This is a genomic window from Kribbella sp. NPDC048928 (assembly GCF_043197975.1).
Classification (GTDB): Bacteria; Actinomycetota; Actinomycetes; order Propionibacteriales; family Kribbellaceae; genus Kribbella.
The window spans coordinates 416,137-438,781 of the sequence record NZ_JBICUC010000009.1; the positions used below are offsets into that span (position 1 = coordinate 416,137).

Annotated in this window: 19 protein-coding genes; 7 read left to right on the forward strand and 12 right to left on the reverse strand. The window is 68.1% G+C overall.

Annotation, left to right across the window (positions count from 1 at the left end; genetic code table 11):
• Positions 1-40: 40 nt before the first annotated feature.
• Positions 41-3,652, forward strand: coding sequence for a S8 family serine peptidase (locus tag ACGFI6_RS34980; RefSeq protein WP_393126334.1), 3,612 nt, complete (start codon positions 41-43; stop codon positions 3,650-3,652).
• Here the strand turns inward: ACGFI6_RS34980 and ACGFI6_RS34985 are convergent.
• Positions 3,649-4,176, reverse strand: coding sequence for a hypothetical protein (locus tag ACGFI6_RS34985; protein WP_393126336.1), 528 nt, complete (start codon positions 4,174-4,176; stop codon positions 3,649-3,651). The two genes, ACGFI6_RS34980 and ACGFI6_RS34985, sit on opposite strands and share 4 nt — an antisense overlap.
• Before the next feature lie 122 nt (positions 4,177-4,298).
• Here ACGFI6_RS34985 and ACGFI6_RS34990 point away from each other — a divergent pair, with 122 nt between their 5' ends.
• Positions 4,299-5,261 carry an HpcH/HpaI aldolase/citrate lyase family protein gene (locus tag ACGFI6_RS34990; protein WP_393126338.1) on the forward strand — a complete coding sequence of 321 codons (963 nt, stop codon included), beginning with the start codon at positions 4,299-4,301 and terminating at the stop codon, positions 5,259-5,261.
• Between the two features lie 175 nt (positions 5,262-5,436).
• Here the strand turns inward: ACGFI6_RS34990 and ACGFI6_RS34995 are convergent, their stop codons facing one another.
• Positions 5,437-6,102 carry a peptidylprolyl isomerase gene (locus tag ACGFI6_RS34995; RefSeq protein WP_393126340.1) on the reverse strand — a complete coding sequence of 222 codons (666 nt, stop codon included), beginning with the start codon at positions 6,100-6,102 and terminating at the stop codon, positions 5,437-5,439.
• Between the two features lie 118 nt (positions 6,103-6,220).
• Here ACGFI6_RS34995 and ACGFI6_RS35000 point away from each other — a divergent pair, with 118 nt between their 5' ends.
• Positions 6,221-7,693, forward strand: coding sequence for a serine/threonine-protein kinase (locus ACGFI6_RS35000; RefSeq protein WP_393126342.1), 1,473 nt, complete (start codon positions 6,221-6,223; stop codon positions 7,691-7,693).
• Between the two features lie 107 nt (positions 7,694-7,800).
• Complete coding sequence (locus tag ACGFI6_RS35005; RefSeq protein WP_393126344.1) at positions 7,801-8,991, forward strand: acyl-CoA dehydrogenase family protein; 1,191 nt, start codon at positions 7,801-7,803, stop codon at positions 8,989-8,991.
• Here the strand turns inward: ACGFI6_RS35005 and ACGFI6_RS35010 are convergent, their stop codons facing one another.
• The 3 genes from ACGFI6_RS35010 to ACGFI6_RS35020 all read right to left on the reverse strand — a co-directional run bounded on the left by ACGFI6_RS35010 (position 8,992) and on the right by ACGFI6_RS35020 (position 11,944).
• Entirely contained in the window at positions 8,992-9,450 is a 459-nt protein-coding gene (locus ACGFI6_RS35010) for a hypothetical protein (RefSeq protein WP_393126346.1), read from the reverse strand. It abuts the gene before it with no gap.
• A gap of 152 nt (positions 9,451-9,602) precedes the next feature.
• On the reverse strand, positions 9,603-10,628 hold the full coding sequence (locus ACGFI6_RS35015; RefSeq protein WP_393126348.1) for an ArsR/SmtB family transcription factor: 1,026 nt from the start codon (positions 10,626-10,628) through the stop codon (positions 9,603-9,605).
• Between the two features lie 209 nt (positions 10,629-10,837).
• Positions 10,838-11,944, reverse strand: coding sequence for a magnesium and cobalt transport protein CorA (locus ACGFI6_RS35020; protein ID WP_393126350.1), 1,107 nt, complete (start codon positions 11,942-11,944; stop codon positions 10,838-10,840).
• A 74-nt stretch (positions 11,945-12,018) separates the two neighbouring features.
• On the opposite strand from ACGFI6_RS35020, the gene ACGFI6_RS35025 reads away from it, so the two are divergent.
• Positions 12,019-12,546: a general stress protein gene (locus ACGFI6_RS35025; protein ID WP_393126352.1), complete on the forward strand. Its 528-nt coding sequence runs from the start codon at positions 12,019-12,021 to the stop codon at positions 12,544-12,546.
• A 93-nt stretch (positions 12,547-12,639) separates the two neighbouring features.
• Positions 12,640-13,143, forward strand: a complete 504-nt coding sequence (locus ACGFI6_RS35030) for a MaoC family dehydratase (protein ID WP_393126354.1) — start codon at positions 12,640-12,642, stop codon at positions 13,141-13,143.
• Position 13,144: 1 nt separating this feature from the next.
• Here the strand turns inward: ACGFI6_RS35030 and ACGFI6_RS35035 are convergent, their stop codons facing one another.
• From ACGFI6_RS35035 to ACGFI6_RS35060, 6 genes are read right to left on the reverse strand one after another with little or no spacing between them, the layout of a single operon-like run.
• Entirely contained in the window at positions 13,145-14,434 is a 1,290-nt protein-coding gene (locus tag ACGFI6_RS35035) for an alpha-L-fucosidase (protein ID WP_393126356.1), read from the reverse strand.
• Positions 14,435-14,480: 46 nt separating this feature from the next.
• Complete coding sequence (locus tag ACGFI6_RS35040; protein ID WP_393126358.1) at positions 14,481-16,055, reverse strand: glucoamylase family protein; 1,575 nt, start codon at positions 16,053-16,055, stop codon at positions 14,481-14,483.
• A 9-nt stretch (positions 16,056-16,064) separates the two neighbouring features.
• On the reverse strand, positions 16,065-16,880 hold the full coding sequence (locus ACGFI6_RS35045) for a carbohydrate ABC transporter permease (protein WP_393126361.1): 816 nt from the start codon (positions 16,878-16,880) through the stop codon (positions 16,065-16,067).
• Complete coding sequence (locus ACGFI6_RS35050) at positions 16,877-17,818, reverse strand: carbohydrate ABC transporter permease (RefSeq protein WP_393126363.1); 942 nt, start codon at positions 17,816-17,818, stop codon at positions 16,877-16,879. Before ACGFI6_RS35050 ends, ACGFI6_RS35045 begins: the two co-directional genes overlap by 4 nt.
• Entirely contained in the window at positions 17,818-19,113 is a 1,296-nt protein-coding gene (locus ACGFI6_RS35055) for a sugar ABC transporter substrate-binding protein (protein ID WP_393126365.1), read from the reverse strand. The genes ACGFI6_RS35050 and ACGFI6_RS35055 overlap by 1 nt, the downstream gene beginning before the upstream one ends.
• Before the next feature lie 18 nt (positions 19,114-19,131).
• Entirely contained in the window at positions 19,132-20,157 is a 1,026-nt protein-coding gene (locus ACGFI6_RS35060; RefSeq protein WP_393126367.1) for a LacI family DNA-binding transcriptional regulator, read from the reverse strand.
• A 370-nt stretch (positions 20,158-20,527) separates the two neighbouring features.
• On the opposite strand from ACGFI6_RS35060, the gene ACGFI6_RS35065 reads away from it, so the two are divergent.
• A complete protein-coding gene (locus ACGFI6_RS35065) occupies positions 20,528-21,103 on the forward strand; it encodes a histidine phosphatase family protein (RefSeq protein WP_393126369.1) in 576 nt (191 codons plus the stop codon).
• Positions 21,104-21,464: 361 nt separating this feature from the next.
• On the opposite strand, the gene ACGFI6_RS35070 is transcribed toward ACGFI6_RS35065, so the two are convergent.
• A complete protein-coding gene (locus ACGFI6_RS35070) occupies positions 21,465-22,439 on the reverse strand; it encodes a hypothetical protein (RefSeq protein WP_393126371.1) in 975 nt (324 codons plus the stop codon).
• Positions 22,440-22,645: the final 206 nt, after the last annotated feature.

Consider the following 22,645-nt stretch of genomic DNA (forward strand, 5'->3'; position numbering starts at 1 on the left):
ATTCGGAGATCGTTGGACTCCCCCTGAGCTTGGAGCTTCCGTGCCCTTCCCCTCCTCGTACCGCCGCTGGCTGACCGCCCTCGGCGCGGCGGCACTGGCGCTCGCCGCCGTCACAGTGCCAACTGCTGCGCAGGCGGCACAGCCGCCCGTCAGCACGTCGCCGCCGCGCACCGTAACCCTGATCACCGGTGACAAGGTCACCGTCACCACCGTCGCCGGCCATCCGACCGCGACCGTCCGCAAGCCCAACGGGACGCCGGCCGGCGCGCACATCATGGCCGTAGGCAACGACCTGTACGTCTACCCGGACGCCGCGATGTCCTACCTGGCGTCCGGTGTGCTCGACGAACGCCTGTTCAACGTCACCCAGCTCGTCGCGGACGGGTACGACGACGCGCACAGCAACGGCACACCGCTGATCGTGTCGTACGTACCGGGCCGCAAGCAGGTTCCTCTGGCGGGTGCGCGGCAGACGCTCGCACTCAGCAGCATCAAGGGTGCGGCGCTGACCGCGGACCACAACCGCGCCGCGTCGTTCTGGTCGTCGTTCACAGCCGGCGGGTCGGTCGCCAAGGTTTGGCTCGACGGCAAGGTGAAGGCCGCGCTGTCCGACACGACCGCGCAGATCGGTGCGCCGGAGGTGTGGCAGGGCGGCGACACCGGCCAGGGCGTGGACGTCGCCGTACTGGACACCGGGATCGACGCAGCACACCCGGACTTCGACGGACGGATCGTCGCCTCCGAGAGCTTCGTACCGGACCAGGACGTCACGGACCGCAACGGTCACGGGACACACGTCGCTTCGACGATCGCCGGTACGGGCGCCGCGTCCGGTGGCATGGAGCGCGGTGTCGCGCCTGGCGCCGGCCTGCACATCGGCAAGGTGCTGAACAACGACGGAGACGGCCAGGACTCCTGGATCCTTGCGGGCATGGAGTGGGCCGCACGCGACCAGCACGCCAAGGTGATCAGCATGAGCCTCGGCTCCGGTCCGACCGACGGCACGGACCCGATGAGCCAGGCAGTGAACGAGTTGAGCGCGGAGACCGGCGCGCTGTTCGTCATCGCGGCCGGCAACTCCGGCCCGGACCCGTACAGCGTCTCGGCGCCGGGTGCTGCCGACGCTGCGCTCACGGTCGGTGCGGTCGACGGGAACGACCGCTTGGCCGCGTTCTCCAGCCGCGGTCCGCGCCTCGGCGACAGCGGTTTCAAGCCTGACCTGACTGCTCCGGGCGTCGACGTGCTCGCCGCACGGTCGCAGTACTCGCCGGAAGGCGAGGGGGCGTACGTCGCCATGAGCGGTACGTCGATGGCGACGCCGCACGTGGCCGGTGCGGCGGCGTTGCTGGCGCATGTACACCCCGACTGGACCGGGCAGCAGTTGAAGGACGCGTTGGTGAGCACGACCAAGCCGACGGTGCAGTACAGCCCGTTCGCAGCGGGTACTGGCCGACTGGACGTGGCGGCTGCTGTGCGCAGCACTGTGTACTCGACCGGTTCTGCGTTCGCGGCGGTCAAGTGGCCGTACCCGGCGAGCGGACTGGTGCAGAAGGACGTTACGTACACCAACAGCGGTGCTGAGCCAGTCACGTTGAACCTGGCTCTTAAGAACCAGGGCATTCCGGCTGGCCTGTTCACGCTGACAGCTCCTCAGGTGACGGTGCCGGCTCACGGTACGGCGGCTGTCGGTGTAGTGAGTCACCTGGACCTGGCCGCTGATGACGCCGGCTACAGCTCAATGCTGACGGCAACGGACGCGAGTGGGGCAGCGGTCGCACACACCAGCATCGGTGTCAGCAAGCAGAGCCAGCGCGTCAAGCTGTCGCTGCGCGCCAAGGACCCGCACGGTGCGCCGCTGTCCGGTGTCGTCGTACTCAAGGACATCAAGCGGGACGTGGTACCGCAGGTGTACGAGGTGAACGGCGGCCTGGACATCAGCGTTCGCCCAAGTACGTACGCCGGGTGGATGTACGCCGACGTACCGGGGCTGGACGGCCCGCACTCGCTGGGGCGCGCTGTGATCAGCCAGCCCGAACTGGACGTCAACCAGGACCGCGTGGTCACTTTCGACGCGGCTGGTCTGCACAAGGTGGCTGCTGTCACTCCACGGCCCAGCCAGAACACGTACGTACGAATCGACCAGTACCGCAGCTATGCCGACCTGCATCGCTTTGTCGACTCGTACCAGCTGGAGTGGTGGATCTACGACTCGCTCTGGGCGACGCCGTCTCCCAAGGTGACACAGGGTTCCTACACGTTCGCCACGCGCTGGCGGCAGGTACAACCCGCGCTGACAGTCGGGTCGTTCGACAGCGTCGTCCAGAGTTGGTCGCCGAAACTGCCGGAAGGTATCGGTCTCTCCCCGGTCGTGTACGTCGGCTCGGATCCGGCGAAGTACGACGTCCGCGGCAAGATTGTGGTTGCCCAGCGCAACGATGCCGTACCGCCGACGGAGCAGGCCGCGGCCGCAGCCAGGGCCGGTGCGAAGCTGTTGCTGATCCTGAACGACGGCTACGGCCCGCTGGACGCGTGGGCCGACCTGCCGCAGGAGGAGGCACCGACACTGCCGGTGGCGTCGCTGAACACGGACCAGGCGCAACAGTTGCTGGCACACCGGCCGAAGCTGCTGAGGCTCGAGTCGCATCCGTACCCGGACTACCTGTACGACCTGGTCCAGCACCACGACGGTGCAGTGCCGAAGGACCCGGCGTACCGGCCGGGTGTACGTGACCTGGCGCGGATCGACGAGTCGTTCCGGGACACCAAGCCGGGTGAGGCGCTCGACATCCGTTTCGACCTGTCGCCGGATCTCGTGACGGCTGTGGGCGCAATGGCGACCCCGGTGCCGGCGCAAGGCGACCGCACCGTGTTCGTGACGGCCTCACCGAAGGTGCAGTGGCTGAGCATGGCCGCAGTACCTGACCTGACCGAGCAGAGCTCCTCGTTGTCGTACCGTGCAGGTACCACTACGAGGGACACGTGGTTCGCGGGCATCCAGCGGCCGCGGCTGTTGAGCGACAGCGCGTTGTCCACGCCACCGTCGCGTACGGGCGACATCATGTCCGTCTTCAGCCTGCCCGGGTTCGCGGACTCTGGTGCGCATCAGGGGGTTGTGTACGACGTCGGCGCGTCGGTGACGTCCAGGTTCTACCAGGGCGAGACGCTACTCGGTGAGGGCGCTGACGCGCTGTCGGTGGAGGTCGCTCCGGAACGGCTGCCGTACCGGCTCGTCGTCGACACCAAACGGGCGCTGCCGGACCGGCCGTACTCGCCCAGCACCCACACCGAGTGGGGGTTCAGCTCGGGGCAGGCGTCGTTCGAGCGGCTCGAGACGATGCCGTTGCTGCAGCTCGACTACTCGATCGGAACTGACCTGTCCGGCCGGGCCAAGCGTCACACCGACCTCACTGTGACTGCCTCCCACCTGCCGGGAGCTATCGGCACCGGCAAGATCAGTACGGCGACAGTGGAGTTCTCGTACGACGACGGCGCCACGTGGAAGCCCGTCAAGGCACAGCGGTTCAAGGCGGGCTGGCGAGTCAAGCTGGATGCACCCAGGTCAGCCGAGTACGTGAGCCTGCGTGTGACGGCACACGACGATGCAGGCAACAGCATCAATCAGACGGTCCAGCGGGCGTTCGGACTGCATTAGGTCAGCTTCGGGCGGCGTCTGACGGCGCGGTGCAGGGTGGTCGGAGGTTTGCCGCGGGTCGTGGCTCTGGTTGGTATCGGAGTCTCGGCCCGTGGTGTGTTGCCGTACCGCCCGGCGGTCTCTGTGAGGTCACCGGTCGGCTCGAGGACGAGGAGGTCTGCCTGGGTCTTCCAGCGCTCCAGTTGCGTGTCCAGCTCGGCTGCGTTGAGGCGCTCCGTACGGAGCACCTGCGCGGCTGCTGTCCACTCTTCGGTGCCTGGTTCCAGCCGGCGTACCGTGGCCTGCCAGCCCGCCAGGCGGCTCGTTGCGGGCTTGGTTGGTACGACCACGTTGACCGAGGACGCTGTGGCGAGTCCGGGAAGCGGCTGTTCCGCACTGTCGGCCGAGTCCGCCAGCACGACGTACTGGCCGTCGACGTTCGCGAACCACGCGGGAGCCGGTCGCCGGCCGTCCCAGGCCAGCCAGACCAGGCCGGCCTTCTTCATGACGGTCGCGATCTCCGTCACAGCTTCCTCGGTGTCCACCGCCCCAGGGTGTCACAAAGCTTGACACAGTGAGCGATGTCACCGGGCAGTCCGGACGCGTTTCACCGTACGCTGCCGGTGACCGGTGGGTAACCGAGCGGAGGTCGGCCGTGGTGGACAAGGTGACGGACAAGGGTTTGCGGAGCAGGCGGTCGTGTTTGGCCACGCCCGGGTCGAACCCGCGGTTCCTGGCCAAGGCGAAGGGGCTGGACGCCGACCAGGTGTTCCTGGACCTGGAGGACTCGGTCGCGCCGATCGCCAAGCCGGACGCCCGGAAGAACATCGTCGCCGCGCTGAACGAAGGCGGCTGGGGCAACAAGCTGCGGGTCGTCCGGGTGAACGACTGGACCACCGAGTGGACGTACGCCGACGTGATCGAGGTGGTCGGCGGCGCCGGCGCGAACCTCGACTGCATCATGCTGCCGAAGGTGCAGACCGCCGAGCAGGTGGTCGCGCTCGACCTGCTGCTCACCCAGCTGGAGAAGGTACACGGGTACGAGCCGGGCCGGATCGGCATCGAGGCGCAGATCGAGAACGCGCTCGGACTCACCAACGTGAACGCGATCGCGGCCGCGTCGCCGCGGGTCGAGACGATCATCTTCGGGCCGGCGGACTTCATGGCCTCGATCAACATGAAGTCGCTGGTGGTCGGGGAGCAGCCGCCCGGGTACGACGTCGGCGACGCGTACCACTACATCCTGATGCAGATCCTGATGGCCGCGCGGGCCTACGACAAGCAGGCGATCGACGGTCCTTACCTGCAGATCAAGGACGCGGACGGCTTCCGCCGGGTGGCCGGCCGCTCCGCCGCGCTCGGCTTCGACGGCAAGTGGGTCCTGCACCCCGACCAGATCGCCGCCGCGAACGAGGTCTACTCGCCGCGCCAGGACGACTACGACCACGCCGAGAACATCCTCGACGCCTACGACCACTACACCTCCGCAGCCGGTGGCGCCCGGGGCGCGGTGATGCTCGGCGACGAGATGATCGACGAGGCCAGCCGCAAAATGGCCCTCGTCATCTCCGCCAAGGGCCGCGCCGCCGCCCTGACCCGCACGAACATCTGGCACCCCCCAACCACCTAACCCCGCACCGCCTCCCGCCTCGCGCCCTTCCCCCCGCCCCCGGCCCCGGCCGCCGTCGGCCCGCCTAACGCGAGTGGTTATCCACTCGTGTGGTGGGTTCTTCGCTGTTAGAAGTGTGGAGAACCCACCACACGGGTGGATAACCACCGGTGTTGCGCAGGGGGTCGGCTGGGGTTTAGTGGGCCCAGACCTTGAGGATGTGGATGGGCTTTGCCGGGGGGCCGTCCTGGTCGGGGTCGGCGATGCCGGCGGCGACCATGCGGTCGAAGGTGGACATGCCGGCGATCACGTGGCCGAGGACGGTGTAGTTCGGGTCGATGTTGGCGAACGAGTGCACGACGAAGAACTCCGATCCGTTGGTCCCCGGACCCTGGTTGCCGTAGGCAACGGTGCCGCGCGGGTACGTCTCCTGGCCGGTGACCTCGTCCGGGAACTTGTAGCCCGGCCCACCCTCCTCCTGGCGGTAGATGTCACCGCACTGCAGCACCCCGAGGCGGGACGAGTTCGTCAGCCGGAAGCACTGGGTGAAGTCGTAGAACCGGCTCTTCACCAGGTGTACGAAGTTGTGCACGCCGCACGGCGCGTTCGCCCGGTCCATCCGGACCACGAACGGCCCGTAGTTGGTCACGAAGTACACGTCGACGGTGCCCTTCGCGCGGGCGTTCGCGGACGGGATCCGGACCGGCTTCGCGGCCGGGTTCTCCGGCGTCGGGGTGAACTCGCACTTCACCACCGGCTTCGGATGCCGGGACGGCGTCGCGGACGCCGGCGTGGTGGTCAGGGCGGTCAGCGTCGTCGCGACCAGCGCGGTCGCGATCAGGGCGGGAATCGATCGCTTCATCGACACACCGTAGTACGCCGATCGCTTTCTGCAGAGGTTTCTGAAGGAATTGGCCGCGGACTCGATCCGTACCGGCATCCCGCCTAAGGTGATGCGGTCCGCTGCGGAAGGTGAGTGTGTGAACGGCGAGGTACTGGCAGGTCGGTACCGGTTGCTGACCCTGCTGGGCAGGGGCGGTGCGGGTGAGGTGTGGCGGGCCGAGGACACGATCCTCGCCCGGCAGGTGGCGGTGAAGCTGCTGCGCAGCCTCGACGGCGACCCGATGGACTCGGTCGAGCGGTTTCGCGCCGAGGCTCAATCAGCCGCTCGATTGACGCACCCGAACGTGGTCGCGACCTACGACGTCGGCACCGAGGGCGACCATGTGTTCCTGGTGATGGAACTCGTACCGGGGCCGGATCTGGCCCAGTTGATGCGTACGTCGGGACTCCCGGCCGCCGATCTGGTCGAGGACATCGCCGCCCAAGGCGCCATGGCGCTCGACGCGGCGCACTCGGCCGGCATCGTCCATCGGGACGTGAAGCCGGGCAACCTGCTGCTCGCCCCGGACGGCACGCTCAAGATGACCGACTTCGGGATCGCCAAGCGGGCCGGCAACGAGACGACCGGCCTGGGCGTCCTGCTCGGTACGGCGTCGTACGTGTCGCCAGAGCAGGTCCGTGGTGAGCCCGCCACGCCGGCCAGCGACTGGTACGCATTCGGCTGCGTGCTGCACGAGCTCCTGACCGGTACGCCGCCGTACACCGGGCCGACCGTTGACGTGGTGATGCGGCAGCATCTCGACGTACCGCCGCCGCCCATCACCCGGACCGACGTACCGGCCGAGCTGGCGAACCTTGTCACGCACCTGCTGGCGAAGGACCCAGCAGACCGGCCGTCGTCGGCCGGTGAGGTCGCTGCACTCCTTAACGCCCCGGCAAACACACAGGTGCTCGCTGTGCAGCCCTCTGCCGTGCAGCCTCGCCCTGCGGAGCCGGCTGGTGCTGGGCCGGCTGGTGCGGAGCCGCTCGGCGTCGGCCACTGGGAGGACGAGCCCAGCTCGCACCGTGCGGCCAAGCGCCCCTTCCCGCTCGCCAAGGTCGGTATCGGTGCCGCCGTGGTGCTCGCTGCAATCAGCGGGCTGCTCCTGCTGCGTGAGGGCGTCAGTAACGACCCGCCGACGGCACAGGCTGGTGGTACGCCGTCAGTGCCCGTCAAGAAGGCCACGACCGCTCCGAAGACGACTACGCCGCCAAAGCCCACGCCCACCGCAACCAAGACGACGCCGACGAAGAAGCCGACGACGCCCAAGCCGACGCAGAACCCGCGTGCTGTCCTGGTGCAACGGCTGCGTTCGCTGGCGGCGCAGGTACGCGCCACGCAACAAAACAGCCACAGCAAGGCCCCACGCGACGCAGCCCACCAGCTGGACCAGGCAGCCCAGTCAGTCGACCAGGGCGACCTGCAGTCCGCCGCCCAGCACTTCTACGAAGCCCGCCAACGCCTAGCAGAAGCCCAACAACGCCACCGCTGGCAAGCGACCCAACAGATCGCCACCCTCTTCTCGACCGTCGCCCAGTCACTCCCACGCCCTCAGCACAACAACGAGTGAGCCACACGACCTCCGACAGGTGGTCGGTGTCACAGCGGGTGTTGGGGTCGTGCCGGGATGCTGGGAACCGCGATACTCGCGGGTAAGCCGGTCGAAGGAGGCGCACGATGAGCAGGTTGCAGCAGACCGAGGGGCTGACCGACATCCAGGAGGAGATCCTGAAGACGGTCCGGGCCTTCGTGGAGGCGGAGATTCTCCCGGTCGCCACCGAGCTCGAGCACCGCGACGAGTACCCGACCGAGATCGTCGAGGGCCTCAAGGAGCTCGGTCTGTTCGGGCTGATGATTCCCGAGGAGTACGGCGGCCTCGGCGAATCGCTGCTGACGTACGCACTGTGCGTCGAGGAGATCGCCCGCGGCTGGATGAGCGTCTCCGGCATCATCAACACGCACTTCATCGTCGCGTACATGCTGCTCCAGCACGGCACCGACGAGCAGAAGCAGAAGTACCTGCCGCGGATGGCCACCGGCGAGGTGCGCGGTGCGTTCTCGATGTCCGAGCCGGGCTGTGGTTCCGACGTCTCCGCGATCAAGACCAAGGCCACTCGCGACGGCGAGAGCTACGTGATCAACGGCCAGAAGATGTGGCTGACCAACGGCGGCTCGAGCAACCTCGTCGCGGTCCTGGTGAAGACCGACGAGGGGCAGGACTCGGTCTACAAGAACATGACCACGTTCCTGGTCGAGAAGGAGCCCGGGTTCGGCGAGGTCGACAAGGGTCTGACCGTGCCGGGGAAGATCGAGAAGATGGGCTACAAGGGCGTCGACACCACGGAGCTGGTGTTCGACGGGTACCGGATCGACGGCGGGCAGATCCTCGGCGGCGTACCGGGCAAGGGTTTCTACCAGATGATGGACGGCGTCGAGGTCGGCCGCGTGAACGTCGCGGCGCGTGGGTGCGGGGTCGCGCGGCGGGCGTTCGAGCTGGGGATCTCGTACGCGCAGCAGCGCGAGACGTTCGGCAAGAAGATCGCCGACCACCAGGCGGTGCTGTTCCGGCTCGCCGACATGGCGGTCAAGGTCGAGGCGGCGCACGAGCTGATGGTGAAGGCCGCGCGGAAGAAGGACAGCGGGTCCCGCAACGACTTCGAGGCCGGCGTCGCGAAGTACCTGGCCAGCGAGTACTGCGCGCAGGTCGTGGAGGACTCGTTCCGCATCCACGGCGGCTACGGCTTCTCCAAGGAGTACGAGATCGAACGTCTCTACCGGGAGGCCCCGATGCTCCTGATCGGAGAAGGCACGGCCGACATCCAGCGGATGATCATCGGCCGCCGCCTCCTCGAAGACTACAAACTCTGATCAGAGCTTGACCAGCACGAACTGCTGCGAAGCCAGCCCCCGGCAGGTGGAGGCGTAGAGATTGCCTCCCGCGAACGTCATGCAGTTGCGCGTCTTGAGGTTCTTCAGCTCGACCGACCCGTTGCTCTGCTTCACCAGCGTGAACTGCTGGTAAGGGGTTCCGTTGCACCGGACCGTGTTCAGCCCGTTGATGCTGTCGTCCAGGCAGTCGTTGATCCAGCCGCGGTTCGAGAACACGCGGGTGTTCGGCGGCGCGTCGACGTCCCACTGCTGGTTGACCCCGTAGGCGCACGGCTGCGCCCACAGGCCATCGCTGGAATCGGCGGCGCAGTAGTTCGAGTTGCGTGCTTTGATCGCATAGATCCCCAGATAGACCGTGCTCTGCGCCGTTGGCGTCGCGGCGACGAGACCGGTCGCGGTGACTGCCAACGCACCCAGAGCGCCGATGAGCTTTCGCATGGTTCTCCCTTGGTTTGGCCGCCGTCTCCCGCGCCGGCGGTCAGGTAGAGCTTGCAGGGAGGGACTTACCGGGCGCTTACTGCGCGCTTACCGGGCGAAACTGCCCGGCGCGCTGGGTCGACGGGCGGGGCGGTGCCAGTCGGCCCAGCGCGCTAGCGGGCAGGGCTCTGGGGGGTTGCCGGCGCGGGGGCGCGACCGGAGCCGTGGCCGGAGAGCAGCCAGATGCCCAGTTGGGTGATCTCGTGCAGTACGGACGCGCCGGAGCGGCGGGTGGTGATCAGCCCGGCCTCCCGCAACACGGTCGCCTGGTGGCTGGCGGCCGCCGGGGAGATCCGGCAGCGTTTCGCCAGCTCCGTCGTCGTACAGCCGGAGACGGTCGCCTCCAGGGCGGCGGCCCGGGTCGAGCCGAGCAGCGAGCCCAGTGGATCGCTCGACGGTGCAGCCTCCACCGACGCCTGCCGCAGGATCCCGGGCGCATGCTGGATCGGGTACACCAGGATCGGTTTGAGGTCCGGGTCCCGCAGCTTGGTCGGTACCTGCCAGCAGAACGCCGAAGGCTGCAACTCGATTCCCCTGCCATCGAGATACAGATCGCGGTCGTTCATGTCCAGCACTTGCAGGACCGGTGCGACCCACCGGACCCGAGGATGCAGCGACGACAGCAGCCGGTGCACGCCGTGCCGGGCCAGGGCCTCCCCGCGATGGGCGTGGTCGGCGGACACGTGCGTGCCGATCGACTTCCAGTACGGCGCAATGGCCGCGTCGTGGTACGTCCGGATGGCCCGTCCGAGCTTCGCCATCGACGTCCGGGCGCCCTGCGCCAGCTCCCGCGTCCACGGGGACGCCGGCCGGTACTGCCCGAGCAGATCGAGCTGGCTGCGCACCTGCTGGCGTGGTGTGGCCAGCGTCTGCTCCAGCGCGCTCTCGAAGTCCGGCGCGGACTCGGCCGGGGTCAGGAAGTCGGGGGAGTACCCCCTCGAGGGCGTCAGCTCGAGCAGCATCCGCATCTGATCCGGGGCAACGGTGGCCCGCACGCGGCGGCGCCAGTCCTCGAAGATCAGCCGGCCCTCCGAGTGCTGGAGCATGTGCAGGCTGAGCAGCACCTCCCAGAGCGGAGCCGGCCTGGTGGCCACCGTGACGCGGGTCAGGTCGCGCGGCGTGAAATGAATTCTGAGCATCGCCGTCCCCTCCCGTTCCAGGTCGTCACCGCATCCCCCGGGTCGTCCAGCGGTCGCGGAAAGTAGTCGTTTCCTGACCGAATGCAACCCTCGAATTCAATCAAGGCAGCCGATCCGGCGACAACTGTTTGAACATTCCAATCCGGGAGTAGTCCCGGCCATGGCAAAAGGTTGCCACCTCACCCCAACGGGTGAGCGTGCGGATCCGTTCAGAGCCAGTGGTTCCGCTTGAACAGCCGGTGCAGGACGAAACACGCGCAGACCATCACTCCGAGGACGGCGAAGTACGCGTACTTCAGCCGCAGCAGCGGCATGTAGTCGAAGTTCATCCCGTAGATCCCGGCGATCATCGTCGGCACCGCGAGGATCGCGACCCACGCGGAGATCCGGCGCATGTCCTCGTTCTCGGCGACCTGGACCTGGGCGAGGCCGGCCTGCAGGATCGAGCTGAGCAGCTCGTCGAACGAGATCACCTGCTCCTTCACCCGCTGCAGGTGGTCGTCGACGTCGCGGAAGTAGTTCCTGGTCTCCTCGGCGATCAGAGCGTGCCGCAGTGTGGACAGAGCCCGCATCGGCCCGGTCAGCGGCGCCACGGCGCGCTTGAGCTCCAGTACTTCGCGCTTGAGCTGATAGACCCGGTCGATGTTGCGCCAGCCACGCGGCGTGAACATGTCGGTCTCGATCAGGTCGATGTCGGCCTGTACGGCGTCCGCGACCTCCAGGTACCGGTCAACCACGTGGTCCGCGATCGCGTGCAGTACGGCGCCCGGGCCGGTCTCGAGCCGGTGCGGCTCCTTCTCGAGGTCCTGACGCAGCCCGGTCAACTCACTGTGCTCACCGTGCCGCACGGTGACCACGAAGCCTGGACCGCAGAACACCATGACCTCACCGGTCGCAACCACCTCGCTGGTGGCGGTCAGGTCGCGGTGCGGGACGTATGTGACCGTCTTGAAGACCGCGAACAGCGTCTCGCCGTACCGCTCCAGCTTCGGCCGCTGGTGCGCCTCGGACGCGTCCTCGAGCGCGAGCGGGTGCAGCCCGAACTCGGCGCCGATGATCGCGAGCTGGTGGTCGGTCGGCTGGAACAGGCCGATCCAGACGAAACCCTGCCCGCGCTGAGCCCGGTCGAGAGCCTCCGTGTACGAACTGACCCGGTGGTCGCGGACGCCGTCGCGGTACAGCCCCCAGTCGACCAGGGCGCCCTCGAGCTTGCCTCTGACGACGTCGTCGGGCGGGCGTCCGGCACCCGCCGCGCGGCGGGCGAAGACCCGTCCCATCCGGCGTGTCGCGCCTAGGTCCCACCGTCGCCCGGTCATCACCGGCGAGGCTATCAAGACGTGGTAACCAGCCGTCGGCAATGATGGGGGGAAGCACGTGGAGAGGAACGACGATGACCGCGCAGGGCATGCCCTCGATGGACCCCAGGCCGACCGGCCTGACGATCGGGACGTACGACACCTACCGGGAGGCACAGCGAGCAGTCGACTACCTCTCGGACGAGAAGTTCCCGGTCGAGCACACGACCATCGTCGGCAACAACCTCCGCCAGGTCGAGAAGATCACCGGGCGGCTGACCTGGGGCCGGGCGCTGACCGCCGGTGTCGCCAGCGGCGCCTGGTTCGGTCTGTTCGTCGGATTGCTGCTGGGGCTGTTCACCGCCAACAACTGGATCGCCGCGGTGCTGACCGGCATCGTGCTCGGTGCGTTCTTCGGGCTGGTGTTCGGCGGGCTCAGCTACGCACAGTCGGCCGGCCGGCGGGACTTCACGTCGCGGACCGCGGTGGTCGCGACCACGTACGACGTCCTGTGCGACTTCAAGTTCGCCGAAGAGGCGCGCAACCATCTGGCGAAGCTGGCGCTCAAGGGCGAGGTGCACCCGCTGCTCCCGGACCAGCCGGCCCCGCGCCCCACCGACTAGGTGACGTATCTCTCGCACAGGTGAGAGCCAGACCACGGTCCGGATGCGCCTGGACCGGCAGCATGGGGAATCCAGCGGCGGAGGAGGAACCGGATGCAGTTCGGGCGTAGCTACGAAGAGTTCGAGGTCGGGGCGATCTACAAGCACTGGCCGGGCAAGACGGTCACCGAGTACGACGACCACCTGTTCTGCCTGCTCACGATGAACCACCATCCGCTGCACCTGGACACGCACTACGCCGAGGGCAGCACCCAGTTCGGCAAGAACGTTGTGGTGGGCAACTACATCTACTCGATCCTGCTCGGGATGTCGGTGCCGGACGTCAGCGGCAAGGCGATCGCGAACCTGGAGATCGAGTCCCTGCGGCACGTCGCGCCGACCTTCCACGGCGACACGATCTACGGCGAGACGGTCGTCCTGGACAAGTGGGAGTCCAAGTCCAAGGACGACCGCGGCGTCGTGTACGTCGAGACCAAGGGCTACAAGCAGGACGGCACCGTCGTCTGCCTCTTCCGCCGCAAGGTCATGGTCCCGAAGAACAACTACCTCGACAGCCGCGGCGGGGAGCAGCCAGGCCGTCCCACCCCGGCCTCCTGAGTCAGCTCAGGAACAGCTCGATCACCGGTACGAGGACGTTCGGCTTCTGGATCGGGAGTTTCAGGGTGAGGGTCTGCGAGGAGACGCCGCCCATCGTCGTGTTCTGCGCCTCTTGAGCGGGGTCGTTCACGATGCGTTTGATCTCGGACGCGTCGTTCAGGAGCTGGGCGTACTTGACCTTCCCGGCCAGGCCCGGCAGGTGGACGTGACCCATCGGCCACGAGAACAGGTGCAGGTAGAGCCGGTCGCCCTTCTGCGTGAACCGGCAGTCGGGTGGGGCGACGAGAGCAGCCGGCCGCGCGCCGCGGATCGATCGCTCGTGCAGCCGCATCCACTCGCCGATCGAGGCCAGCGTCGCCAGAGCGCGTGGATCGAACTCGCCGCGTCCGGTCGGGCCGACGTTCAGCAGCAGGTTGCCGTCCTTGGAGACCGAGTCGACGAGCATCTTCACCAGCGTCTCGGGTGACTTCCAGTCCAGGTTGTCGCGGTCGTACCCCCAGCTCCCGTTCAGCGTCTGGCACGCCTCCCACGGCACCGGTACGCCGGCGCGCAGCATCGGCCCGTCCGGCTGGTACTGCTCCGGGGTCACGAAGTCGCCCGGGACGTCCAGCCGGTCGTTGATCAGGATGCCCGGCTGCAGCTCCCGGACCATCGCCATCAGCTCCTCGGACCGCCAGTCGTCGCGACCCTTGCCGTGCCCGTCACGTCCGTCGGGGTACGAGCGCCCCGGGTAGGAGAAGTCGAACCACATGATGTCGATCGGCCCGTAGCCGGTCAGCAGCTCTCGCGTCTGCGCGTGCAGGTAGTCGGCGTACACACGGATGTCCCGCCCGGCCGCCTTCGCGATCGCCTCCTCGTCGTCGCGCTGCGGGTGCACGAGGTCGATCGGGAACTCGGGGTGGTGCCAGTCGATCAGCGAATGGTAGAACCCGACACCGAGCCCCTCCTCGCGGCACGCCTCCACGAACTGCCTGACCAGGTCCTTCCCGGCGCCCCAGGCGGTGTGCGCCACGGTGTAGTCGGACACGGCCGAGTCCCACAGACAGAAGCCTTCGTGGTGCTTGGTCGTGAGCACGGCGTACCGCATGCCCGCGTCGCGTGCGGCCCGGGCCCACTTGCGTGGGTCGTACAGGTCCGGCTCGAAGTGGTCGAAGTACGGCTGGTAGTCCTCGTCGGTGAGCCGCTCGTAGTTCTTCACCCACTCGTGGCGGGCGGGCAGCGCGTACAGCCCCCAGTGCACGAACAGCCCGAACCGCCAGTCGCGGAACTTCTCGACCGAGGCAACAGTCATCACCATTCTCCTCGGGTTCAGCAGTCGCCCGGCCCGGGTGGCTGGGTTACGCCTCGCCCGACTCGAATTGTTCCATGGCGATCAGCGGGCGGATCCGCTGCTCGACCGTGTGGGTACCGAAGTTCCGCCGGAGCAGCTCGTTGCCGAACACGTTGCCGATGGCACCCATCACCATCGCCTGGTCGAGGGCGAGGTAGCGGCGGGCGATCAGCCCGGACTTCACCGCCACCGAGTCGTAGAATCCGCCGCTCCCGTACGCGTGCAGTGTCTTCTCGATCTTGCTCAGGTTCTCGATCGCCTGCCGCGGGGCGTACGACATCGCGAGGAACGCCGCGTGCGGGGTCACCACCCCGTCGCCGTACGTCGGGTTCGGGTTGGTGCCTTCGCGGCAACCCTCGAAGCCGGCGTCGTAGTTCGTACCCTCGAGATCGGACGGGTAGCCGCCCGGGTCCATCCCGATCGCCTCGACCCCGTACACGGAGTACCCGCCCTTCGGGTTCGACGCGGGCGAGAAGCCCCAGTAGCCGTACTTCGCGTCGTCCAGGCCGTGCTCGATCTGCGCGCGGACGGTGAGCGGGTGGTTGATGCCCCAACTGCACGGCGCCCAGGTCGACTCCGGGACGAACAGGTCCGGCATCAGCGACTCGAACATGTCGCCGCCCCACGACGGCACCAGTCGCATACCGCGGTACGCGTACGTGCCCTCGAAGACGTCCAGCCCGAGGTACGTCCGGTGCACGCCCTTCGGTTTCTGCTCCACCCACGACCAGTCGCAGCTGTCCGGGAACGTCCGGTACGTCGCGAAGTACTGGGTGTGCGGGACCTGGTTCAGCGCGAACCCGACGTACCCGGCGATCCGGGCCTCGGTGTTGCAGGTGTCGTAGTGGAACTTGCGGTAGTACACGTCCGGTCCGACGCCGGCGTGGTTGCCCTTGTCGGTCTCCTCGTCCGGCGGCGGGGTCTCGAAGAATCCGCCGCGCATCAGGCCACCGGGGCGCGCCGCGGGGTTGTAGTAGTACTTGAAGTTCATCCGGTTCAGCAGCAGGTCCGCGAGGGCACGGGCGCGCGGCTCGGCGTTGCGGACCACGAGCAGCGCACAGGCGAACCACGCATTGTCGACGCTCGACACGAACGGTGTGATCGGCTTGGTGCCGTCCGGGTCGACGTACCGCACCTCGCCGGTCGCCTCGTCGTACCAGTTGAAGTACATGCCGCTCGGTACGTGATGGACGGCGTTCTTCATCGTGGTCAGCGTCTGCGTGATCCGGCGCAGCGACTCCTGCGGCGAGATGATCCCGAGGTGCCGCGCGACCACGGTGCTCCACAGGTACCCGCCGATGTTGGTCGGCGAGGTGTAGTTGCTCCGTACCGGATTCGTCACCGAGTCGCCGATGTTGTCAGCAGGCAGCCCGGTGTGCTCGTCCGTCATCGCGACCAGACTGCGCCAGGTGTCCCGGGCCCACCGCCCGACGAGGGCCTTGTCGGTGCGGCTCGGCTTCCAGCCGTCGTTCAGCAGTTGGGCGGGCGTGGGCGTTCCGCCGAAGGCGGGTGCTGCGGCGCCGGTCAGGGTGAGGGCGCCGGTGGCGGTCAGTAACGTACGGCGACTGATGTTGGCGGTCATCGAAGTCTCCTACTTGAGTCCGGTGATGGCGATGCCCTTGGTCACGTGCCGCTGGAAGGCCAGGAACATGACGAGCACCGGCAGGACGACCACGACCGCGCCGGCCATCAACAGGCCGTAGTTCTGCGCGTTCTGGCCGGTCGAGTACAGCGCCAGGGCGACGGGAAGGGTGTACTTGTCCTCGGTCTGGGCGATCACGAGCGGCCACAGGAAGTTGTTCCAGGAGCCGAGGAAGGTGAGGATGCCGAGCGTGGCCAGCGCGGGCCGGGTGAGCGGCAGCATGATCCGGGCGAAGATGCCGAGTTCGGTGGTGCCGTCGACACGGCCGGCGTCGATCAGGTCGTCGGGCAGGCCGAGGAAGAACTGCCGCATCAGGAACACGCCGAACGGCGAGACCAGGAACGGCAGGATCAGGCCCGGGTACGAGTTCGCCAGGCCGGCGTTCGTGACCAGGACGAACAGTGGGACGAACGTGACCATGCCGGGAATCATCAGCGTGGCCATGACGAGCACGAACAACGCGTTCCGGCCCTTGAACCGGAGCTTGGCCAGCGCGTAGCCGATCATCGAGCAGAAGATCAGGTTGCCCGCCGTCACGGCCAGTGCGACCAGCGTCGAGTTGACGAAGTACCGGGGGAAGTTCGCCTTGCTGAACAGGTCTGCGTAGTTCTGCGAGGTCGGTTCGTTCGGCCACCAGGTCGGCGGCACCCGGAGCAGTTCGCCCTGGGTCTTGAAGCTGCCGAGCACCATCCACAGGAACGGCGCGGCGACCGCGATCAGGCCGAGCACCCCGATCAGATAGATCCACCAGGTACGGCGCATCATTTCTCCCTCAGCAGCCGGAACTGGATGAACGTGACCACGGCGATGACGACGAACAGGATGTACGCCATCGACGTCGCGAGCCCGTAGTTGCCGAAGCCGAACTGGTCGTACGTTGCCATCGACACCGAGACCGTGCTGTCCAGCGGCCCACCCTGCGTCATCACGAACGGCTCCTCGAAGAACTGCAGGTACCCGATGCCGGTGGTGACGCTGGTGAACAGGACGGTCGGGCGCAGCAGCGGCAGGATCAGGTGCCGGAATCGTTGCCAGGAGCCCGCACCGTCGATCTGGCCGGCCTCCTCGACGGACTGCGGGATCCCCTGCAGACCGGCCAGGAAGATGATCATCGCGGAGCCGAAGTTCCGCCAGACGGCCATCGCGATCAGCGACGGCATCGCCCAGGTCTTGGACGCCAGCCAGTTCGGCCCGTCGATGCCGACCCAGCCGAGGACGGTGTTCAGCAGGCCGTTGTCGGGGGAGAGGACGAACCGCCAGATCACCGCGATCGCGACGATCGACGTCACCACCGGCAGGTAGTACCCGACCTTGAACAGCGCCTGGAACCGCTTGACGCCACGGTCCAGCAACACCGCCGCTCCCAACGCCACCACCAGCGTCAACGGCACGCCGACGACGACGAAGTACGCCGTGTTGAACGCTGCCTTGCGGAACGTCTCGTCCTGCAGCGCCTTCACGTAGTTGCCGAACCCGACCCCGTTCACCGAGAACGGCGTCCGCAGATCCCGCTGCTTGATGTCCGTGAACGACATCCCCAACGACCCGAGCACCGGCCCAGCCGTGAACGCCAAGAACAGAACGACAAACGGCAACGCGAGTGTCCAGGCCGCAATCGCTTCACGACTGACTCGTCGGCGCGGACGCCCGGGCGGCGCGGACCGCCGTACCGCCCGGGTCTCCGACTCGGTGACAACCGTCATCAGCTACCGCCGGTGCCGATCTGGGACGCCTTGGTCTGGATGGCCTTGGCCGTGTCGGCGGGGGACTGGCCGGCCTTCGCCATCTTCTCGACCTCGGTGTCGAACGCCTTCGCAACCTGCTCCCAGTTCACGATCGCCGGCGGCGCCTTCGCGTCCTCGAGCTGCTTGCCGAACACCGGCAGCAGCGGATCCGACGCGATACTCGGGTCCTGCCAAGCGCTCTTCACCGCCGGCAGGTCCGACGACAGCTTGAACCAGGACGCCTGCGTCTTCGGATCGGACAGGAACTTGACCAGCTTCCACGCACTGTCCTTGTTCTTCGACGACTTGAACACCACGAAGTCCGATCCGCCGACGAACGACGTCGACGTCTTGTTCTTCGGCAGCTGGAACACGCCGATGTTCGGCTTGATCGCGTCCCCGCCGGCCTTCGCCACCGAGCCCGCCATCCACGGACCGGAGATGAACATCGGCACCTGCCCGTTCACGAACTGCGCCTCGGTCTGGTTCGGCGGCAGGTCGGTGCCGGCCAGCTTCTCGGTGAAGAAGCTCTGGTAGTACTTCAGCCCCTCCTGCATCTCCGGGGTGTCGAAGGTGAACTCCTTCTGGTCGTCCCCGGTGATGTTCGCCCCGGCCGACCACGCGAACGGCATCACGGTCTGCCAGGACCCGTCACCGCCTGGCTGCAGGTTGATCCCGTACTTCGCGCCGGCCTTGTCCTTCATCGCCTTGGCCATCGCCTTCAGGCCGTCCCAGTCGGTCGGGGGAGTGCTGAAGCCGGCCTTCGCGGCGAGGTCCTTGCGGTAGTACACGAGCCGCGTCTCGACGTACCAGGGAACGCCGTACTGCGTGCCGCCGGCCTTGGTCGTGTCGAGCGCGCCCTCGTAGAACCCGGAGTTGTCGAACCCCTGCGGCGTCGGGTCGAGCGCACCGAGATCGGCGAACTCACCCATCCAGGTGGTGCCGACCATCGCCGCGTCGGGCAGCGTGTTCGCGGTGATCGCGGTGGTGAACTTGTTGTGCGCCGCGTCCCACGGGATCGGCGTGACGGTCACGTTGACGCCCGGGTTCGCCTGCTTGAACTGGTCCATCAGCTTGGGCAGGTTCTCGCCCTCGGTGCCCATCGCCCAGACCGTCAGGTTGCCGGTCGCTGGTCCTTCGCTGACAGTAGTTGTGGCCTTCGCCCCCGCCTCGGGGCTGTCGCTGGACCGGCCACAACCGGTGAGCGCGAGCGCGGTGGCCGTCAAGGCGGCGCTGCCGATCACCAACCCGCGACGGATGCTGTGGGTGAACATTGTTGTCTCCTCACTCGGTTACTGCGGTGCATCCCCCGTGTTTGTGCCACAACTTGCGCGCAGCACCAGTTCCGTTGCCAGTACGTCGTTGCGCGCGCGGGTCCGGGACCCGGTCACACGTTCGTGCAGCCGCTCCGCGGCCACCCGCCCCAACTCGGCCATCGGCTGCCGTACGGTCGTCAGCCCCGGCGACACGTACCGCGCCGCCATCACGTCATCCCACCCCGTAACAACAACCTCCCCAGGCACCCCAACCCCACGCCCCGCCAACACCATCAACACCGCCAACGCCAACTCGTCATTCGCACACACAAGCCCATCAGGCCGTTCGGTTGCCTTAAGCACCTTCTCGGCGACGGCGCGTCCTGCCTCCTCCGTCAGCGGTACGCGGACCGGCTTGGGAACCTGCAGGCCGCGCAGCTCGTGTGCCTTCGCGAATCCGGCGTACCGCTCGGAGACGTCGTACGAACTGGCGGGATCACCAACGAACTGCAGCCTGCTCCGCCCGTGGTCGAGCAGCCGGGTGGTGAGCAGCTCGGCGCTCGCGGCGCTCTCGCTGCGGACCGAGTCACACCCGGTCGCAGGCGGATGCGCGATCAGCACCACCGGTACGCCGGCCTTGCGCAGCCCCTGCACCGTCGGCAGGTCCAGAGCGTTGCCGTGGACAACGATCCCGTCGACCCGCCCGGCCAGATCCATCACGCTGCGGCGCGGATCCGGGTTGCCGTGCGTGACCGTGATGACAACGCTCTGACCGTGCTCGCCGGCCCAACGCTCGTACCCCATCAGCAAATCGCCGTAGAACGGACCGGCAAGGTCCGGCAGTACGAGCCCGTGCGCCTCGTGCCGCTGGACGGCGAGGCTCCGCGCGGCCCGCAACGGTACGTAGTTGAGCTCCTGTGCCGCCTGGTCCACCCGCGCCCGCGCCTTCGCCGACACCGGTCCGGTCCCTTGCAGGACACGCGAAACCGTCGCGATCGACAGCTTCGCGCGAGCCGCGACGTCGTAGATCGTCGCCGGCCGGCCGGTGGGTCCGGAAGCCACGGGGCTCACCTCCCGGGATGAAAGTGGAAGCGCTTACAGTTTGGATACCCTGCCCTGGATCGTTCAAACGGTCAAGGCTTCGGCGCCGTCCTACCCGTGGACTGCCGGCGGACGTGCCCGTGGACATGCTCGTGGGTTGCCGGAGGACTGCCCGTGGACATGTCCGTGGGCTGCGCGTGGACTGCTGGCGGACGTGTCGGTGGACTTGCCCGGTGGACTTGCCCGTGGACTGCCGGCGGACTGCCGGCGGACCTGCCTGTGGGACTGCTAGCGGACTTGCCGGTGGACGTGCCCGTCGACGTGCTCGTGGCTGCCTGTGGGCTGCGCGTGGCCGGCTCGCGGTCGGCTTGCGGTCTGCGAGGATGAAAGCGTGACCACACAGGAGCGAGACGACCGGGTCTTCCTGGTCCGGCACGGCGAAACCGAGTGGAGCAGGTCCGGCCGGCACACGTCGGTCACCGACCTCCCGCTGACCCCCGAGGGCGAACGTGTCGCAGCGAGCCTGAAGGAGCGCCTCGCGGGGGAGTCCTTCGACCTCGTACTGACCTCACCACGGCAGCGCGCCCGCCGGACGGCCGAACTGGCCGGCTTCCCGGATGCGGAGGTCGACGACGACCTGGTCGAGTGGGACTACGGCGATTACGAGGGCATCACCACCGCGGAGATCCGCAAGACCGTCCCCGGCTGGACCGTCTGGGACAACCCGGTCCCCAACGGCGAAACCCCCGCCCAGGTCGCCACCCGCCTCGACCGAGTCAACGCCCGCCTAGCCGCGGTCCCCGGAGACGTACTCGTCTTCGGCCACTCCCACGCTCTCCGAGCCCTAACCGCCCGCTGGCTCGAGCTAGCCGTAACCGAAGGCCGCCACTTCGTCCTGAACACCGCCACCCTCTCCACCCTCGGCTGGGAAAGAGGCTCCCCCGCCATCCTTCACTGGAACAGCTGACCCACCCCAGCGCGCCCCACCCGCAGCCCAGCCTCCCCGCGCCGCGCCACCCGCGCCACCCGCGCCACCCGCGCCACCCGCGCCGACCCGCGCGACCCCACCCGCCCGACCCGCGCGACCCGCGCCGACCCGCGCCGACCCGCGCCGACCCGCGCCGACCCGCGCGACCCGCCCCGCCCCCGCGCGACCCGACCCGCGCGACCCGCGCCGCGCCACGCCCCCGCGCGACCCGCGCCGCGCCACGCCCCCGCGCGACCCGCGCCGCGCCCCCGCCCCCGCGCGACCCGCGCCGCGCGACCCGCCATCCTCCGCTCCGCCTCTGTCCTGTCTTGTAGGGGTTCTTTGCGGAACATTTGTTGCGCTAGCTGGCGGAAATGTTCCGGAAAGGTACGACGGGACAGGTGGGGGAGCATGGGGTGGCGGTCAGGAACGGGTTCTTTCGGCGCAGTACCTGGAGGACCTGTACCGCGACATCGCAGGCGCGGTTGGTGATGTCGAACCATCCGTACCGCAGCGTGGCGTCGCCCCGGAGCGTCGACTGGTTGTCACGGCCGAGGTCACGCCACCGTTGGTGCGGTACGAGATGCAGCCGCCCGTCGAGCTCGACGTTCAGATGCGTGTAGTACACGTCCGTGACCATGCCGTCGACCGCGCGCTGGCGCCGGCTGCGCGGCAGGCCGTGCCGACGCTCTACATCCCGCAGATAGCGGAGTTCGAGCAGCGAATGGGAGCCGGCGACGACATCGGTGATGATCGGCCGCAGGCTGCCCCGGTGCCGCATCCGCGAATGATCCGCGAGTGCGCCGAGGAGATCCTCCAGGCCGACTCGCCCGCTCTGACAGGCCTCGGCGATGACCGCGGCTGCGTCGTCCAGCGACGGCGTGATCCCGACGATGTCGAGTACGGCGTCGGCAGGTGTACGTCGTGGTGGCATGACCGCAGCGAGCCGCGCGGACCAGTGCTTGTCGCGGCGGATCACGAGACCAGGCTGCGCCCGGACCCTTCGGCGCTCTGGGATGGTCACGTAGACGTGGCGTGCAGGGTCCGGTTTGAGCAGGCCGAGTTGCTCGGCTGCGGTGTAGTGGCTCCACGCCGCCTCGGGCCCGGCGTAGAGCAGGGCCGCTAGGAGCCGTTCGCGGTACCCGATCGGCCCGGTGTGGGCGACGTACACACCGGGATGGACGGTCCGCCACCGCTTGTTGCGGAGCGACTTCCGGATCCGCGGCTCCGGCCAGCCCGCCGCGAGGAGTTGCGCCCGCGACACGATCTGGTCCTGGTCGTCGATGAGCGCACCAAGGCCCTTGTCATGCAGTTGCTGCGTCCACCACCAGTCCACCCGCCTCAGAATGACGGATTTCGCCGCCCGCCGCCGTACCCCCTGTGGATAACCGCGAGGACCCGCCACCCCGACCCGCCACCCCGACCCGCCACCCCGACCCGCCACCCCGACCCGCCACCCCGACCCGCCACCCCGACCCGCCACCCCGACCCGCCACCCCGACCCGCCACCCCGACCCGCCACCCCGACCCGCCACCCCGACC